The organism is Microcella humidisoli (genome assembly GCF_024362325.1).
GTDB classification, from domain to species: domain Bacteria; phylum Actinomycetota; class Actinomycetes; order Actinomycetales; family Microbacteriaceae; genus Microcella; species Microcella humidisoli.
In genome coordinates this window covers 315,221-331,090 of record NZ_CP101497.1, presented here as the reverse complement: position 1 = coordinate 331,090, position 15,870 = coordinate 315,221, and the positions used below count along the sequence as shown (strand labels likewise).

Below are 15,870 nucleotides of genomic sequence, written 5' to 3'. Positions count from 1 at the left end.
TAAGCTGAGCGCATGAGCACCGTCGCCGTCGTTCCCGGGTCGTTCGACCCTGTGACCCTGGGCCACCTCGACGTCATCGAGCGGGCTGCGGCCATCTTCGACGAGGTTCACGTCGTCGTCGTGCACAACCCGGCCAAGCAGGCGATGCTGCCGATCGCGCAGCGCGTCGCCCTCATCGAGCAGGCGGTGGCCGACCGGGCGCTGCCGCCGAGCATCATCGTCACCAGCTGGAGCGTCGGCCTGCTCGTCGACTACTGCACCGACGTGGGCGCGAAAGTGCTCGTCAAGGGCGTGCGCAGTCAGGTCGACGTCGCCTACGAGACCCCGATGGCGATCGTCAACCGCAATCTCGCCGGGGTCGAGACCGTCTTCTTGCTGCCCGACCCGGCCCACGCGCACGTCTCGAGCTCGCTTGTGCGCCAGGTGGCCTCCTTGGGTGGCGACGTCGCCCCGTACGTGCCGCGCGCGGTCGCCGAGTTCCTGCTGAGTCAGACCACCGACTGACCCGCGGATGCCCGGCCTCGCGCGGCGCTAGCCGCCGAAGCCGCCCAGGCCTTTGCCGATGAGCAGCACGCCCACGAGCAGCAGGATCGTGCCCACCATCGCCGAGTTGTGCTGCACGAGCCACGACCGAAGCCGGTCGAGCGCTCCACTCAGGCGGTCGAGGGCGACGAGCGCCAGCACGACCGGAACCACGATCGGCAGTGCGGCGACCATCGCGACGATGAGCGCGACGATCGCCGACTCGCCGATCGTGAGCGCGCTGGCTTCGAGCGTGACCCCGACCCCGATGCTCAGCAAGAGGTTCTTGGGCTTGATGCCGCCGAAGATCGCCCCGAGCACGAAGGCCGACGACGTTGTGATGCCTTCCACCTTCGCGATCCACCCGGGTAGCTCGAGGTCGTCTCCGGGGGCGGGGCGGCTGCGCCACTGGCGCACGGCGAACACGACGGAGAGCACGCCGAGCGCGGTCAGCAGGAACGGAGCCGAGATCGACGTCTCGTCGTCGTGCGGCAGCACCGAGGCGAGCAGGTAGCCGACGGCGGCGATGACGATCACCGCGAGGAGGAACCCGAGCAGGAAGGCGATGCTTGCGGCGCGCGGGCGGCTCGAGAGCAGCATGAGCACGACCGAGGCGATCGCGAGGGGGCTGAGGGCGAGGGCGACCGCGAGGGGCAAGAGCTCTGCGATGACGTCGAGCACGGGGGTCCCTTCGAACGTGAAGCGCGATCGCGACGTGCGGCCACCTCACAGTGAACACCAGCGGCCCGTCGGCCGCCAGTGGCTAGGCTGACGCGCATGGGTGCATGGGGATCAGGGTCGTTCGAGAACGACGACGCTCTCGACGCGGTCGACGCGTTGGTCGATGGCAGCTTCACGCTCGACGAATTGCGCGAGGCGGTCGCCGGCGACTACCTCGAGGCTCCGGAGGGCTCGGTGGCGCTCGCGCTCGTCGAGGTCGCGCTCGCGGCGCTCGGTCGCATCGACCCGCCCGCCGAGCTGGATGAGGTGGACATCCGACTGCTCGCGACGCAGTTGGATGATGCCGCGTACGAGCTCATCCTCACGGCGGCGGAGCGCGTGGTGCAGCCCGACGGCTCCGAGCTCTACGAGCTGTGGGAGGACGCGGGCGAGGATGAGCTCGCCGAGTGGCGCACGGCCGCCGTCTCGTCGGTCGACCTGCTGCGCTCGGCGATCGCCGAGTAATTCCGCAAAGACCAATAGCGGATTCTGGATACAGTATGCAAGAATGGATCTCATGACACTCCCCCTCACCCTCGGATACAAGGCCTCTGCCGAGCAGTTCGACCCCCGCGAGCTCGTCGAGATCGCCGTGGCCGCAGAGGCGCACGGCATGCAGTCGGTCGCCGTGAGCGACCACTTCCAGCCCTGGCGCCACACCGGCGGGCATGCTCCGTTCTCGCTGACGTGGATGGCCGCGGTCGGCGAGCGCACGTCGAGCATCCGCATCGGCACCTCGGTCATGACGCCCACCTTCCGCTACAACCCGGCGGTGCTCGCCCAGGCCTTCGCGTCGATGGGCGTCATGTACCCCGACCGCATCTTCCTCGGCGTCGGAACGGGCGAGGCGCTCAACGAGGTCGCCACGGGCTTCAAGGGGGCGGGCGAGCAGGAGTGGCCTGAGTTCAAGGAGCGCTTCGGACGCTTGCGTGAGTCGATCGAACTCATGCGCCAGCTCTGGACCGAAGATCGCGTCAACTACCGCGGCCAGTACTACTCGACGCACGACGCGTCGATCTACGACCGCCCCGAGCACCCCGTGCCGATCTATGTCGCCGCGGGCGGCCCGTTCGTCGCTAAGTTCGCCGGCAAGGTCGGCGACGGCTTCATCTGCACCTCGGGCAAGGGCGTCGAGCTCTACACCGAGCAGCTGATTCCGGCCGTGATGGACGGCATCGAGCAAGCGGGCAAGAGCCCCGACGACGTCGACCGCATGATCGAGATCAAGCTCTCGTACGACACCGACTACGACGTCGCGCTCAACAACACGCGGTTCTGGTCGCCCCTCTCGCTCTCGGCCGAGCAGAAGCATGACATCACCGACCCCATGGAGATGGAGAAGGCCGCGGATGCCCTGCCGATCGAGCAGATCGCCAAGCGCTGGATCGTCGGCAACGACCCCGATGCGGTCGTGGCGCAGATCGCGAAGTACGTGGAGTACGGCATGAACCACCTCGTGTTTCACGCGCCGGGCCACGACCAGCGCCGGTTCCTCGAGCTCTTCGAGCGCGACCTCGCTCCTCGATTGCGGGCACTGAGCTAGTTCTTGCTCGTGCGCACCGACACGCTGCTCGGTCGACCACAGGGCGACCGCGGTTCAGTAACCCGTCACGGTGCCCAGCACCGCGTCGACACCGGAGAGGTTCCGGCATGACGGGCGCGCATCCTGACCTCAGTGTGTTCACCGTCGACGGTATCGGTGAGATCGTGCCGGGGGATGACCTGCCGCTCATCATCGCCGAGAGGGTGAACGGTGTCGCACGACCCGGCGACATCATCGCGGTGACCAGCAAGATCGTCAGCAAGGCCGAAGGGCGGTTGGTGCATGCGAACGACCGCGACGACGCGATTCGCTCGGAAACCGTCCGCGTCGTGGCGACCCGGGAACATCGGGGACGTGTGACCCGCATTGTTGAGAACAAGCTTGGGTTGGTCATGGCCGCGGCGGGAGTTGACGCCAGCAACACGGCCGATGGCACCGTGCTTCTGTTGCCGCTCCATCCCGATGAGAGCGCAGCGTCCATCAGGATGGCGATGGAGGCGACCGTTGGCGGGATGGTCGGCGTCATCATTACCGACACGGCCGGTCGACCGTGGCGCGAAGGACAGACCGATATCGTCATCGGCGCGAGCGGGGTCCGACTTCTTGACGATCTCCGCGGTCAGCGCGACGCAGCGGGCAAGCTGCTGGAAGTGACGGCTCCCGCGGTCGGCGACGAGATCGCGGCCGCCGCCGACCTCGTCAAGGGCAAGTCGAGCGGAGTACCCGTCGCCGTGGTACGCGGTCTTGCGCGCTTCGTCGACGCCGAGGCGCACGGTGGGCGCGAACTCGTGCGGGGCGCCTCGGACGACATGTTCAGCCTCGGAACCGCGGAGGCACGCCAGCAGGGTTGGGACGAGGGCTACCGCGCCGGGCTCGCGGCGCGCGACTCCTGACGTTGCGACGCGGGGGCCACGCTCGGTGATTCACGGCGTGCGCCGAAACTGATGGCGCGGCGGCCGGTTGCGGCATCGACGAGAATGCGCGCGTCGACGCCGTAGACCGTGCTGATGAGTTCATCGCTGAGGATGTCGAGCGTGCGGCCGTGCGCGATGCGCAGACCCCGCGACAGCACGAGGGCGTTATCGCTGAACTCGAGAGCAAGCGCGAGATCGTGAAGCGCGACGACCACGGTCACGCCCTCTGAGGCCAATCGTCGCAGCAGGCTCATGATGCTCAGTTGTGCGGCGATGTCGAGGTGGTTCGAGGGCTCATCGACGATGAGCAGACGCGGCCGCTGCGCGAGGGCCATGCCCAGCGCTACCCGCTGACGTTCGCCGCCGGAGAGCGACAGCAGAGCGCGGTCGGCGAAAGCCGTCATCCCCACGGCGTCGAGGGACTCGTCCACGATGCCGCTCTCGCTGTCGTCACCCCAGGCACCGACGTGGGGAGTGCGGCCGAGCGCGATGGCATCTCGCACCGTGAGCTCGATGTCGGTCTCGGTCGACTGCTGCACCATCGCCACGAGCTGAGCGCGACGTCGGCGAGTCATCGTCGAGAGGTCGTCGCCGCCCAGTTCGACGACGCCGGTGCCGTGCAGCCGCGCGAGCGCCGCGAGGACGCTCGACTTGCCGGCGCCGTTGGGGCCCACGACGGCCGTGACGGTGCCGGCTGCGGCCTCGAGGTCGATGTCGTCGACGAGCATCGTGCTCCCCGCGGCAACGCTCACCGATCGGGCCCGCAGTCCGGCGTCGGCAGGATCGGCCTGCGGCGCGGAAGAACGAGACGGGAACCAGGTCATGATCGAGCTCCGATCGTTGTGCGCCGCGCGAGGAGCGCGGCGAAGACGGGGGCGCCGACGAGCGCCGTGACGACGCCGACCGGCAGTTCGCGGGGGTCGAGCACCGTGCGCGCGAGCGTGTCGGCGAGAACCAGAAAGGCTGCGCTCCAGACGACGACAAGGGGGAGGAGTGCGCGATGCCCCGGTCCGACGACGAGTCGCACCATGTGCGGCATAACGAGACCCACGAAGCCGATCGCGCCGCTGACCGAGACCATCGCTCCCGTCAGCAGCGCGGTGGCGACGAGCAGGATGAGGCGGATGCGCGGCACATCGATGCCGAGCGTCATTGCCGACCGCTCACCGAACGCGAACGCGTCGAGCGTGCGACTTGTCGTCAGCAGCGCCCCGCCGACGACGAGCAGCGCCACGCCCGCGATCGCCGCGCTCGACCAGTCGGCGGCGCCCAGCGTACCCAGTAGCCAGCCCAGAATCTCGCGGTACGAGTCGCCGGTGGCGCTCCAGAAGATGACTCCGCTCGTGAGCGCACCGAGCATCGCGGAGACGGCGACGCCGGCGAGCACTGTGCGCACCGGAGTGATCGCGCCGCCGCGGCGCGCGATCGCGAGCGTCGCCGCCAGCGCCACCAGAGCGCCGAGGAAGGCGGCGACCGGCAGCAGCAGGCTGACTCCGAGCACGATGACGGCGACGGCGCCGAGCGATGCTCCAGAGCTCAGCCCGAGCAAGTAGGGGTCGGCGAGAGGGTTGCGCGTCACCGCCTGCATGATGGTGCCGGCGAGCCCGAGCCCCGCGCCGACGGCAGCGGCGGTAAGCACGCGCGGCAGTCGCAGCTCCCACACGATGCTCGACCGCAGCGCCGACTCGGGCTCGGCGCCGGTGAGTCGATCGAGCAGGATACGCGCGAGCTCGGCCGGGCCGATGTCGGCCGCGCCGACGACGATTCCGAGGATGAGCGCACCGAGCAGCACCACCCCGCCGAGCAGCGCGACGACGGTGATGCGTCGTCGCCGGCTGCCCGACGCGCCGGTCGTGCCGGCCACGCCCGGGGGCTGCGTACCAAGTGCGAGCATCCTCATCAGTCCATCGGCATCTCGGCGAGCTGCTGAGCGAGGTCGGCTGCGGCCCAGGCGGTGCGGGCTCCGGCCTCGGTCGAGGCGAAAGGAATCACGAGATAGCGCGAGTTCTGCACGGCGTCGAGCTCGGCCGTTGCGGCGTTCGACTCGAGCAGCGCGATCTTGTCAGCGGCGCTGTTCCAGGTCGCGTCGACGAGCACGATGACGTCGGGGTTGGCGTCGACGATGGCTTCCCAACTCATCGACGTCCAGGTGTCGGCGACGTCGGCGGCGACATTCTCGAGACCAACAAGGTCGAGAATCAGCTGCGGGTTACCAATGCCGGCACCGACGTACGGGGTGTCGGTGCCCGAGGAGTACCACAGGGCTCGAAGCTCGCGCGTGTCGGCAGAGATGGCGTCGAGGGTCGCCCGCTGCTCGGCGAGGAACGGTGCCGGGTCGACGGCGATGATCTCGGCGAGCTCAGTGATCTGGCGCTCGAGCTCATCGACCGTCATGCGGTCAGGCTGGTACGTGGGGTCTTTGCAGGCGCTCGGCGCGACATAGGTGTGGATGCCCAGCGCTGCGTAGCTGTCGCGCTCGCCCGAGCTGTCGGCGCTGAACACCGACTCCCATCCCGCGAAAATGAGATCGGGCTCGAGCTCGAGCACGGCCTCCTGGCCAGGAGCACTGTCGGAGAGCACGGGAATGTCGGCCGCGGGCGCCCATTGCTCCGGAATCGGGCCGTCAGGGAAGGCTTGCCCCACAATGCGATCGCCGGCACCGAGCGCGAGCAGTAGCTCGGTTGTTGACGACTTGACGGTGACGATGCGCTGCGGCGGCGAGTCGAAGACGACCTCGGTGCCGCAGTTGTCAACGGTGACCGCGGTGGCGTCGCTCGGCGCCGGTTCGGCTGAGGTCGAAGCGGCGCACCCGCTGAGCGCGACCACGGGAATGGCGGCCAGCGCGGAGAGACGGAGTGCGAGAGAGGTGGTGAACGAGTAGACCATGGATGCTCCATCCGGGGTGTGGGCAGGGGTGATGAGGTGCACAACCGGCTCGACGCCAGCGACCACCCCGTCCCAGTCCGGACGGGAGAACAACGGGACAGGTTTCCCGTGGGTCTTGTATCCAGTATACATGTCTGCGACACTCAGTCATCACGATGCATACTCAGGGATACGGTATTCGATAACCTGCCTAGACTGCATACCCGTAGCGTCGATGTCTGGAGGATTCCGATGACGAGCCAGGAAGCACCGGCCGACGTGCCGAGCTCCGCCCGTGGTGCGGGCCTCGACGGCCTGCAGGGCCTCGCCAGCCAAGCCGCCGTCGGCTACCGCTCCGTCGGGGCGATGGTCTACGACGTTCTTCGCGATGCCATTCTTTCGGGAGTGTTCGAGCCGGGCCAGAAGCTGCGCCAAGAGACTCTCGCCGAGGCGATCGGAGTGAGTCGTGTCCCGGTGCGTTCGGCGCTCATTCAACTTGAAGCGGACGGTCTCGTCGAGATGCACGACCGCAAGGGTGCTGTCGTGCGATCGCTCACCGTCGAGCAGGTGACCGAGATCTACCAGCTGCGGCAGCTCCTCGAAGAGCACGCTCTCGTGCGCTCGATGTCCACGATGACGCCCGCGCGCTGTGACAGACTCCGCGCGCTCGCCGACGATTCGGATGCGAAAGAAGAGGGCGCGGGCTTCCTCCGTGCCCGCGAAGAGTTCTACGCCGAGCTCTATGACGCCGAGAACAACCCACTGGCCTGGGAGCTCATTGAAGACTTGCGTCTCAAGGTCGGCCTCTATGTACTCGGCTGGCGCGTCGCCGGTGCGCACGACCACTCTCACCGCGAGCTCGTTGACGTCGTCGTGACGGGCAATCTCGACGCCGCGAAGGCGGCTCTCCGCGAGCACCTCGGCACCGTGCGCGATGGAGTGCTCCAGATGATCCGCCGCGACGGCGCCGCGAACTGACACGCGTGCGCCCTCGGCCCGAGCTCGCGGCGGCCACGGCCGGTGCGGTCGTTCTGACGGGGGTGCAGGGCATCGTTCCCGCGCTGCCCGAACTGCAGCGAGCGCTCGGGCTCGACGACCCGGCGGTGTCGCTCGTCATGCTCGTCTACGTGCTGGCGGGGGCCGTTTCGGCGATCCCCGCGGGGGCGCTCGCTGATCGCATCGGCGCGCGTCCTGTCATGGTCGTGGCGCTCGTCGCATTCGGGCTCGTCTCGATCACGCCGGTCGTCGTACCCGAGACGTGGATGCTGGTGCTCGCGCGCACCGTGCAAGGCGCCAGCTTCGGCGTCGTGCTGTCGCTCAGCGTCTCCGTGCTCGCTGACAGCGTCGACCGATCGCGGCAGGCTGCAGCGCAGAGCCGGCGCGTGGTCGTGATGTCGTCCACGGAAGCGGCGCTGCCCCTGGTCGCTGGCGTCCTCGTCGTCGCGGCGGGTTGGCAGAGCGCCCTGCTTCTCGGCGCGCTCGCGCTGCCTGTCGCTGCGCTCTGCTGGTGGGGACTTCCGGCAGGCGCGCCCGTTCGCCACCTCTCGGGTCGTGCCAGTTTCCACCTCGCGGTGAGGGCGGCGACGAGTCGTGACGGCCTCGGGGTGCAAGCTCTCGGTTTCGTGCGCTTCTTGCTGAAGTTCGCAGCGCTGAGTTTTCTCCCGATCCTCGCTGACCGCGCCGGACTCGGTGCCGCGGCGATCGGCCTGGCGTTCAGTGCTGGTGCGGTGCTTGGCATTGGTATTGCGGCGTTGGCGCCCGCCTTGTTGCGCCGTATCGGGGTGACCGCCGTGCTCGTGGGATCGCTGCTGCTGGCGGCGGGACCCTTCCTGGCCGCACCACTCGCGAATGATGCATCGATGGTCGCCGTCATCCTGGTCGTCATCATCGTGCTGATCTCGAGCATCGGAGACGCCCTGCTCGGTGTGGCAACCAACGTTGTCGCCGCGGCCGCGGCTCCCGCGGGAGCCCGGGGATCGTTCATCGGCATCACGTCGACGGTGCGCAACACCGGGAAGGTCATGGCGCCCGCGCTCGTCGCGATTCTCGTACTCGCGATCCCTCTCTCGTTCTCGGTCGCGATGCTGGGCACCCTCGGTCTCGCGGCACTTCTCGCTGTGCCTCGGGCCGTGCGGGCTGCTGACGCGCCGGAGCAGCATCCGGGGCGGGGTTCTTCCTCGCCGTAGCGAACGGAGCCCAGAGGTTCGCGGGGGCGGACATTCCGCGCGCCCCTGGCGAGTTCGATCGCGCACTCGTCTTTTTCTCTGGCTACTGGATTCTGGATACAGAATGCGCCATGATGGTCCACGACACCGCGCGTGCGGTGTGAGACCCCCAACGGCGAGGAGTGACGATGAGACCCGTGCACGTCGGATACGCCGCGATGAGCGGTGGAGTACCGCCTCGCGAACTCGTCGAACTCTGCCGGCTCGCCGAGCATGCGGGATTCTCCGGAGTCATGGCGGCTGACCAGCTGCAGCCGTGGTTGCCCGTGCACGACGAAGCACCGCACGTCTGGACCCTGCTCGCGGCAATCGCTGAGCATACGAACGGCGACCTCGGCCCCGGGGCGGTCGCTCCGATCCACACCGTGCACCCCTTCGTGATCGCCCAGGCGAGCGCGACGCTCGCCGCTCTGCACCCGGGTCGACACTGGCTCGGCATCGGCGCAGGGGAGGCGCTCAGCGCCCACATCGCGGGTCGGTACTGGCCGGAGGCACCCGAGCGTCTCGAAATGATGTGGGAAGCCGTCGACGTGATCCGAAAGCTCTTCAGCGGCAAAGAGGTGCGACACCGCGGAGAGTACGTCGCCCTTGAGAAGAGCCGACTCTGGACGATTGACGAGAAGCCCCCCGTGCTCATCGCGACTGACGGCCCCGTGACCGCCCGGCGCGCCGGTCGTGAAGCAGACGGCATCATCACGACGGCATCGTCGGTCGAGAAGGTGGCCGCGCTCATGTCCCGCTTCGACGAGGGCGCCCGCGACGCCGGACGCTCACCCTCAAGCCTTCTCAAAGTGCTGAGGGTGCAACTCTCATGGGCTCCGACGCAGGAAGAGGCCGAACGAGCCGCCGTGGAGCAGTGGCCGATGGCGGCTTTCGGCGCCGTCAAGAGCGACCTCCGGAGCCCGTATGACGTCGAGCAGCTCACGCGTCGAGTACGGGCCGACGACTTGCACGGCCGTCTGCTCATCACGAGCGACCCCGACGTCATCCGCGCGCAACTGCAGCGATACCTCGACCTTGGCATCGACCGTCTGTACCTGCACAACGTTGGCCAGCACCAGCGCGACTGGATCGCGACCGCAGGCCGAGAGATCGTGCCTCGCTTGACGGCGTGAGCTGAGCATCCAGCCCCGACCCACCCCTGACAACAAGGAGCCCACGTGAGAGAGACAGCAGTCGAGTTCTACAGCGAAGGAGATCGCATTGCTGCGCTCTGGCGTACACCTGACACCGACGGCCCGTATCGGGCGATCGTTCAAGGGCCGGGGTGGCTCGGCCTGAAAGACGCCAAGCTCTACGTGCGCTATCACGAGGCGCTCATCGCCGCCGGCTTCGGCGTGCTCATCATCGACTACCGCGGCTTCGGCGACTCTGGCGGCGATCGCGGCGTGCTCTCGCCCTCGCGCCAGCTCCAAGACCTCGTCAACGCGGTCACCTACCTCACGACGCGCGACGACGTCATCGTCGACGCGATCGGAACCTTCGGCACCGGCGGCACTGGCGGTGGCAACGCAATTCTGCTCGCCGGTGCCGATGCTCGCATCAAGGCCGCCGTCAGCCAGGTGCCCGTCTCCGACGGCGAAGACTGGCTCCACCGCATGCGCCAAGAGCACGAGTGGCTCGCCTACCTCGCTGCGCTCGATGATGATCGCAAGCAGCGAGTGCTGACCGGCGAAGGTCGGCGCGTGCATCCGCGCGAAGACATCATGGTGCCGACCCCCGAGCGTCGTGCAACCACGATCAAGGCCGATGTCGACGACCGCATCCCGAGTTCGATCTCTCTCTCGGCGGCCGAGGAGATCATCGCCTACAAGCCCATCGTCACGGCTCGCACTCTCGACACCCCGCTGCTCGTCATCGGTGTCGCGGGTGACGCCACGACACCGACGGATCACGCGGAAGCGCTCTACGAGGCAGCGCGCGGCCCGAAGCAGCTCATCATGCAGCACCACACCACGCACTACGCGGCGTACGACCGCTACTGGGAGCAGACCACCCCGCGCATCGTCGAGTGGTTCGACCGCTACGTGCGGCCGAGCGACGTCGAGATTCGCACGACCCTGCCGGCCGAGTCCGGCGAGACCATCGAGAACCTGGAGACACCGCAGTGACCATCGACCTTCGATTGAGTGGCGGGCGCATTGCGACGCCCCATGGCGTCGTTGACGCCGACCTGCTTGTGAGCGGTGAACGCATCGCCGGCATCGTCTCGCGCGAGACGGCCGTGGATGCTGCGCGCACGATCGACGTGACCGGCAAGCTCGTGCTGCCAGGCATGGTCGACGTGCACGTGCACACGCGCGAGCCCGGCTACACCCACAAGGAGGACATCCGCACGACGACCGAGCAGGCGGCGGCCGGCGGGGTGACGACGATCTTCGGTATGCCGAATCTCGATCCCCCCACGACCGACACCGCGACCTTGCGCGATGTCTTCGGCATGTACGAGCGCAGCTCGATCGTCGATTACAACCACAACCCTGCGCCGACGAAGCTCGACGAGGTCGTGGCAATGAGCGAGATGGGCATCCGTGCCTACAAGATCTACATGGTCGTCGATACGGGCCGCACCTACCCGCACCCCGCTGGCACCGGCATGCACGACCACGGTCACCTGCTGCAGCTCATGGACATCATCGCCACGACGGGCAAGCGGTTCATCATCCACCCGCACGACCAGGCGCTGATGGACTACATCGAGGGTGAGATTCTGGCCCGCGGCGAGAACACTCCGCAGGGATACGCGACGGCGTACGCGGCTCGCGAGGGCGTGATCTGGGACACCGCGATTGATGTTGTCCTGCGGCTTGCCGAAGCGTCGGGGTGCCCGATCCACATCGCGCACATTCAGACGCCCCGCTCGATCGAGGCCGTGCGCCGCGCGAAGGCTAACGGCGTCGACGTCACGTGTGAGGTCAACCACTGGGCGCCGTTCCTATCGACGTGGGATGACGTCGAACGGCTCGGCCCGTACGCGCTGTCGTACTGGCTGCCCGACGAGAACCGGGCCGCCGTCTGGGAGGGCATGCGCGACGGCACGATCGACATCGCCTCGAGCGACCACGCGCCGCACACGCGCGAGGAGAAAGAGGTCGGTTGGACCGAGATGTGGAGCGCCCACACCGGCACCCCGGGCATCCAGTACTACTACCCGCTCATGCTCGATGCCGTGAACAAGGGTCAACTCACGCTTGACCGAGTCGTCGACATGGTGGCAACGCAGCCTGCCGCTGCTTTCGGTCTCGAGGGAGTCAAGGGCGTGCTCGAGGTCGGGGCCGATGCCGACATCGTGGTCGCCGACCTCAACGCGCCGTGGACCATCACGAACGACGGTGTGCTCTCGCGCATCGAGTGGACCTGCTACGACGGGCGCGAGATCTCGGCCCGGATCGACCGCACCTTCGTGCGCGGCCATGAAGTCTTCGCCGATGGCGTCGTCACCGGCGCCCCCGGTACCGGAAAGCTCGCACTGTCGAGCACTGACAGAGAAGGAAACGCACGATGAAATTCGGACTCCTGCTGCCGCACTTCGGTGAGCACGCGAGCAAGGACAAGCTGCTCGAAGGTTCCATTCTCGCCGAGAAGATGGGTTTCGACTCGGTCTGGGTGCGCGATCACCTGGTCTTCGAGCCTCACGGCGAGATGGAGAAACCGAACCGTACGTTCTACGACGCCATGATCACCCTCACGGCGATCGGTGCTGTGACCGAGAAGATCGAGCTCGGCACGGGCTCGCTCATCCCGTTCCGGCACCCGCTCGTCACGGCCCTCATGGCCGGCACCATGACGCAGCTCGTCGGCGACCGACTCATCCTTGGGTTCGGGGCTGGCACCTTCGACCACGAGTTCGAAGCGATCGGTTGGGGCGACCTCGACCGGGTCGAGGCCGTGCGTTCCAACGCCGAGATTCTCAAGCGCGTCTTCACCGAGAACGACGTCACCTACGACGACGGCATCTTCTCGTTCGAGAACGTCACGATCGAACCGAAGCCGGTGGGCGGTCGCATTCCGTTCTGGTACTGCGGTGCGACGCCGCGTTCCGCTCGCCTCGCGGTGGAGTACGCCGATGGCTGGATGCCCGGACGCATCTCGATGGCGACGTTGGAGAAGCGCATCGCCACGATGACCGAGCTCTCGGCTGAAGCGGGCCGTTCGTTGCCGACCATCGCGGTGATTCCTCCCACGAGCATCGAGTCCACACGCGAAGAGGCGCTCAAGCACGTCAACATCCCTGGTTTGCTCGCGTGGGCCAACAAGGCGAAGTTCGCGGTGAAGCCGCCGTCGGGCACGTTCGAGACGGTCGACGACCTCGAGGGGCAGTTGATTCTGGGCAACCCCGAGCAGGCCGTGGAGCAGCTCAAGAAGTTCGAGTCGGTCGGCGTCGAGCACCTGGTGTTCGACTTCCGGTTCAAGTTCGACAAGTATTTCGAGCAGATCGAGCTGCTGGGCACTGAGGTGCTTCCGAAGATGCGCTGACGCGCCGTCGGGGGCGATCGAGAATCTGGTCGCCCCCGACGACCTCCTTCCACCTGACGCCGGAGTCGAGCTCCGGTACCGACCACAGAGAGACGTGATCCCATGCCAGACTCCGCAGAGAACGTTGCTGCGCCGCTGATCGAGGTGCGCGGCGTGACGGTGCGATACGACATCGCCCGCACCGGGACGAGCCTGATGGCCGTCGAAGGTGTCAACCTCGACATCGCCGAGGGCGAGTTCGTCACCGTCCTGGGCCCGAGCGGTTGCGGCAAGACGACCGTCATGAACGTCATCGCCGGCCTCGTGCAGCCCACGGAGGGCACCGTCACCGTCGACGGACGCATCGTGACCGGGCCGGGCCCTGACCGCGCCGTCGTCTTCCAGGACTACGCGCTGCTGCCATGGCGCTCGGTCTTCGACAACGTGCGTTTCGGGCTCGAAATGCAGTCGACACTGAACTCGGGCGACTGGCGCGAGCGCGTGCAGAACGCGATCGAACTCGTGGGTCTCGCAGGCTTCGAGCAGTCGTACCCGCGGGAGCTGTCCGGCGGCATGCAGCAGCGGGTCGGACTCGCGCGGGCCATCGTCGCTGAGCCTCGCATCCTGCTCATGGACGAGCCCCTCGGTGCCGTCGACGCTCTCACCCGAGAGGTCATGCGCGATGAGATCGAGAAACTCATCACCGCTACCGGCAAGACCGTCATCTTCATCACGCACTCGATCGAAGAGGCCATCCTCTTGGGTGACCGCATCGTTGTGTTCAAGAGCCACCCCGGCGCGGTTCTCGAGGAGATCACCGTTGATCTCCCTCGGCCGCGGTCAGAGCGTGGGGCGCAGTCTGACCCGAGGTACCTGGAGCTGCGCGACCACTTGTGGGACGTGCTCCAGAACGAGGCCACTGCAGCATCACGGGGAGGACAGGGATCGTGAGCTCCCTCTTCGCCGCCCCCACGGGGCTGCGTGCGCAACGGGGAGTCGCCGGCTTCATCGCAGGACTGAGCCCTCGGGGTCGAGCGCTCCTCATCGCTGTCGAAGTTGTCCTGCTCCTCCTGCTGTGGCAGTTCCTCGTGGGCACGCTTGGCCTCGTCAACGCCGTCTTCTTCCCGCCGCCGCTCGACGTGGCACAGGGATTCGCCGAACTCGTGCAACAGGGAACCTTGGCGCAAAACGCTGCCGTGTCGGTGCAGTCGTGGCTCACCGGGTTCGCAATCGCCGTCGCGATCGGTGTGCCGCTCGGTTTGCTCATGGGCAGTTCGGTACCGGTCGATCGCGTCTTCGGCCCGATCGCCTGGACCCTGTATGCCGCGCCGGCCGTCGCCTACCAGCCACTCACGAAGGCGTGGTTCGGCTTCGGCACGGGGCCGGTGATCTTTCTCATCGTCATTAGCGCGATCTTCCCGATCATGCTGAATCTCGCCGCGGGCATTCGGACGACAAGCCCGTCGCTCATCCGTGCTGCTCGTGTCTACGGCGGTTCGCGAATGGACGTCTACCGCAAGATCCTGCTGCCAGCCGCGGTGCCGTACTTGTTCGCCGGTCTGCGCCAGGGTGCTGTGCTGGCGACGATCGGCATGGTGGTCGCAGAGCTGACCGGAAGTTCAGTCGGCATGGGCGCCGTCATCATCCGCTCGGCCAATACCTACAACACGGATCAGTCGTTCGCGGCGATCATGCTCATCGTTCTCTGGAGCGTCTCGATGACGCAGCTCGTCGGTCTCGTCGAGCGCTGGCTCGCGCCCTGGAACCGTCGGAAGGGGGCCGCCTCGTGACCGCCACGATGCCGCTCAAGATCGTTCGCCCCAGTCGATCCGCGAGGCGAGGCTCCGGGGAGGGCCGCTGGCGGTTGCTCCTTGCGGGCGTCGTGCTCGCGATCCTGCTGCTCTGGGAGGCGGCGGTGAGCTGGCTCCAGCTCGTCCCGGCAGTCTTCCTCCCGCCACCCACCGCCGTTGCCGCCTCGTTCCTCGAACTCATCGTGCGGCCCGACTTCTGGTCGGCCTTCGGCTACAGCCTCGGCAACCTGGCGATCGGCGTTGTGCTCGCTGTCGTGATCGGCGTGGTGGTCGGACTCGCAGTCGGGTGGTTCCCTGTGCTGCGCTTCACCGTCGCGCCCTTCCTGTGGCTGCTGTACTCCACACCGAAGGTCGCCCTTGCCCCGCTGATCATCCTCATCCTGGGTTTGGGTGCGGCGTCGCAGATCGCTCTCGTGCTGCTGCTCGCCGTCTTCCCGATCATGCTCAACACCATGGAAGGCGCGCTGACCGTCAACCGGTCGCTCGTCAACGCGGGGCGCGTATTCGGCGCCAATGGCATCGCGTTGGGGGTCAAGGTGCTCATTCCGGGCACGTTGCCGTTCAGTTTGGTCGGCATCCAGCGCGGAGCCGCCTTGGGCTTCACCGGACAAGTGCTCGGTGAGTTTCTCGGGGGTGCGGGCGGCCTGGGCCACCTGCTCGAGCGGGCTGCCTTCGACTTCCAGATGGACGACGCGATCGCCATGGTCATCGTGATGGTCATCATCGCCAATCTCACGCTCACGGTCATCGGGCTGCTGCGCAAGCGCTTCGCGCCGTGGCATGACGATCGCGCGACCGTGAAGGCGGGCTGATTC

At 67.3% G+C, this 15,870-nt stretch carries 17 protein-coding genes; 13 read left to right on the top strand and 4 right to left on the bottom strand.

All coding sequences use genetic code 11. From position 1 onward, the window contains the following. The first annotated feature begins 12 nt into the window (after positions 1 to 12). On the top strand, positions 13 to 504 hold the full coding sequence (gene coaD, locus NNL39_RS01545) for a pantetheine-phosphate adenylyltransferase (protein WP_255159958.1): 492 nt from the start codon (positions 13 to 15) through the stop codon (positions 502 to 504). Between the two features lie 27 nt (positions 505 to 531). Here the strand turns inward: coaD and NNL39_RS01540 are convergent, their stop codons facing one another. Continuing rightward, positions 532 to 1,203 (bottom strand): GAP family protein, encoded by a 672-nt coding sequence (locus NNL39_RS01540; protein ID WP_255159957.1) that lies wholly within the window; start codon positions 1,201 to 1,203, stop codon positions 532 to 534. 96 nt (positions 1,204 to 1,299) lie between these two features. Here NNL39_RS01540 and NNL39_RS01535 point away from each other — a divergent pair, with 96 nt between their 5' ends. The 3 genes from NNL39_RS01535 (at position 1,300) to cofE (ending at position 3,678) form a co-directional block, all read left to right on the top strand. Next, complete coding sequence (locus tag NNL39_RS01535; RefSeq protein ID WP_255159956.1) at positions 1,300 to 1,707, top strand: DUF4259 domain-containing protein; 408 nt, start codon at positions 1,300 to 1,302, stop codon at positions 1,705 to 1,707. Positions 1,708 to 1,759: 52 nt separating this feature from the next. Then, positions 1,760 to 2,785: a glucose-6-phosphate dehydrogenase (coenzyme-F420) gene (gene fgd / locus NNL39_RS01530; RefSeq protein WP_255159955.1), complete on the top strand. Its 1,026-nt coding sequence runs from the start codon at positions 1,760 to 1,762 to the stop codon at positions 2,783 to 2,785. Positions 2,786 to 2,892: 107 nt separating this feature from the next. Next, the gene (gene cofE, locus NNL39_RS01525) at positions 2,893 to 3,678 is read left to right on the top strand and encodes a coenzyme F420-0:L-glutamate ligase (RefSeq protein ID WP_255159954.1); all 786 of its coding nucleotides are present in this window, start codon (positions 2,893 to 2,895) and stop codon (positions 3,676 to 3,678) included. Here cofE and NNL39_RS01520 read toward each other — a convergent pair. The 3 genes from NNL39_RS01520 to NNL39_RS01510 are packed head-to-tail and all read right to left on the bottom strand — an operon-like array spanning position 3,645 to position 6,678. Then, entirely contained in the window at positions 3,645 to 4,523 is an 879-nt protein-coding gene (locus NNL39_RS01520) for an ABC transporter ATP-binding protein (protein WP_255159953.1), read from the bottom strand. The two genes, cofE and NNL39_RS01520, sit on opposite strands and share 34 nt — an antisense overlap. Further along, positions 4,520 to 5,593: a putative F420-0 ABC transporter permease subunit gene (locus tag NNL39_RS01515; RefSeq protein WP_255160857.1), complete on the bottom strand. Its 1,074-nt coding sequence runs from the start codon at positions 5,591 to 5,593 to the stop codon at positions 4,520 to 4,522. Before NNL39_RS01515 ends, NNL39_RS01520 begins: the two co-directional genes overlap by 4 nt. Before the next feature lie 5 nt (positions 5,594 to 5,598). Further along, positions 5,599 to 6,678 (bottom strand): putative F420-0 ABC transporter substrate-binding protein, encoded by a 1,080-nt coding sequence (locus tag NNL39_RS01510; RefSeq protein ID WP_255159952.1) that lies wholly within the window; start codon positions 6,676 to 6,678, stop codon positions 5,599 to 5,601. Positions 6,679 to 6,693: 15 nt separating this feature from the next. Here NNL39_RS01510 and NNL39_RS01505 point away from each other — a divergent pair, with 15 nt between their 5' ends. From NNL39_RS01505 to NNL39_RS01465, 9 genes are all read left to right on the top strand, one after another. Further along, positions 6,694 to 7,542, top strand: coding sequence for a GntR family transcriptional regulator (locus NNL39_RS01505; protein ID WP_255159951.1), 849 nt, complete (start codon positions 6,694 to 6,696; stop codon positions 7,540 to 7,542). A gap of 5 nt (positions 7,543 to 7,547) precedes the next feature. Next, the gene (locus NNL39_RS01500; protein ID WP_255159950.1) at positions 7,548 to 8,750 is read left to right on the top strand and encodes an MFS transporter; all 1,203 of its coding nucleotides are present in this window, start codon (positions 7,548 to 7,550) and stop codon (positions 8,748 to 8,750) included. 167 nt (positions 8,751 to 8,917) lie between these two features. After that, positions 8,918 to 9,904, top strand: a complete 987-nt coding sequence (locus NNL39_RS01495) for a TIGR03557 family F420-dependent LLM class oxidoreductase (protein WP_255159949.1) — start codon at positions 8,918 to 8,920, stop codon at positions 9,902 to 9,904. 45 nt (positions 9,905 to 9,949) lie between these two features. Next, positions 9,950 to 10,900, top strand: a complete 951-nt coding sequence (locus NNL39_RS01490) for an alpha/beta hydrolase (protein ID WP_255159948.1) — start codon at positions 9,950 to 9,952, stop codon at positions 10,898 to 10,900. After that, positions 10,897 to 12,294: a dihydroorotase gene (locus NNL39_RS01485; protein ID WP_255159947.1), complete on the top strand. Its 1,398-nt coding sequence runs from the start codon at positions 10,897 to 10,899 to the stop codon at positions 12,292 to 12,294. Before NNL39_RS01490 ends, NNL39_RS01485 begins: the two co-directional genes overlap by 4 nt. Further along, positions 12,291 to 13,265 carry an LLM class flavin-dependent oxidoreductase gene (locus NNL39_RS01480; RefSeq protein ID WP_255159946.1) on the top strand — a complete coding sequence of 325 codons (975 nt, stop codon included), beginning with the start codon at positions 12,291 to 12,293 and terminating at the stop codon, positions 13,263 to 13,265. Before NNL39_RS01485 ends, NNL39_RS01480 begins: the two co-directional genes overlap by 4 nt. Positions 13,266 to 13,367: 102 nt before the next feature. Continuing rightward, positions 13,368 to 14,195 carry an ABC transporter ATP-binding protein gene (locus NNL39_RS01475; protein ID WP_255159945.1) on the top strand — a complete coding sequence of 276 codons (828 nt, stop codon included), beginning with the start codon at positions 13,368 to 13,370 and terminating at the stop codon, positions 14,193 to 14,195. Further along, a complete protein-coding gene (locus NNL39_RS01470; protein ID WP_255159944.1) occupies positions 14,192 to 15,034 on the top strand; it encodes an ABC transporter permease in 843 nt (280 codons plus the stop codon). The genes NNL39_RS01475 and NNL39_RS01470 overlap by 4 nt, the downstream gene beginning before the upstream one ends. Further along, a complete protein-coding gene (locus tag NNL39_RS01465) occupies positions 15,031 to 15,867 on the top strand; it encodes an ABC transporter permease (protein ID WP_255159943.1) in 837 nt (278 codons plus the stop codon). Before NNL39_RS01470 ends, NNL39_RS01465 begins: the two co-directional genes overlap by 4 nt. Positions 15,868 to 15,870: the final 3 nt, after the last annotated feature.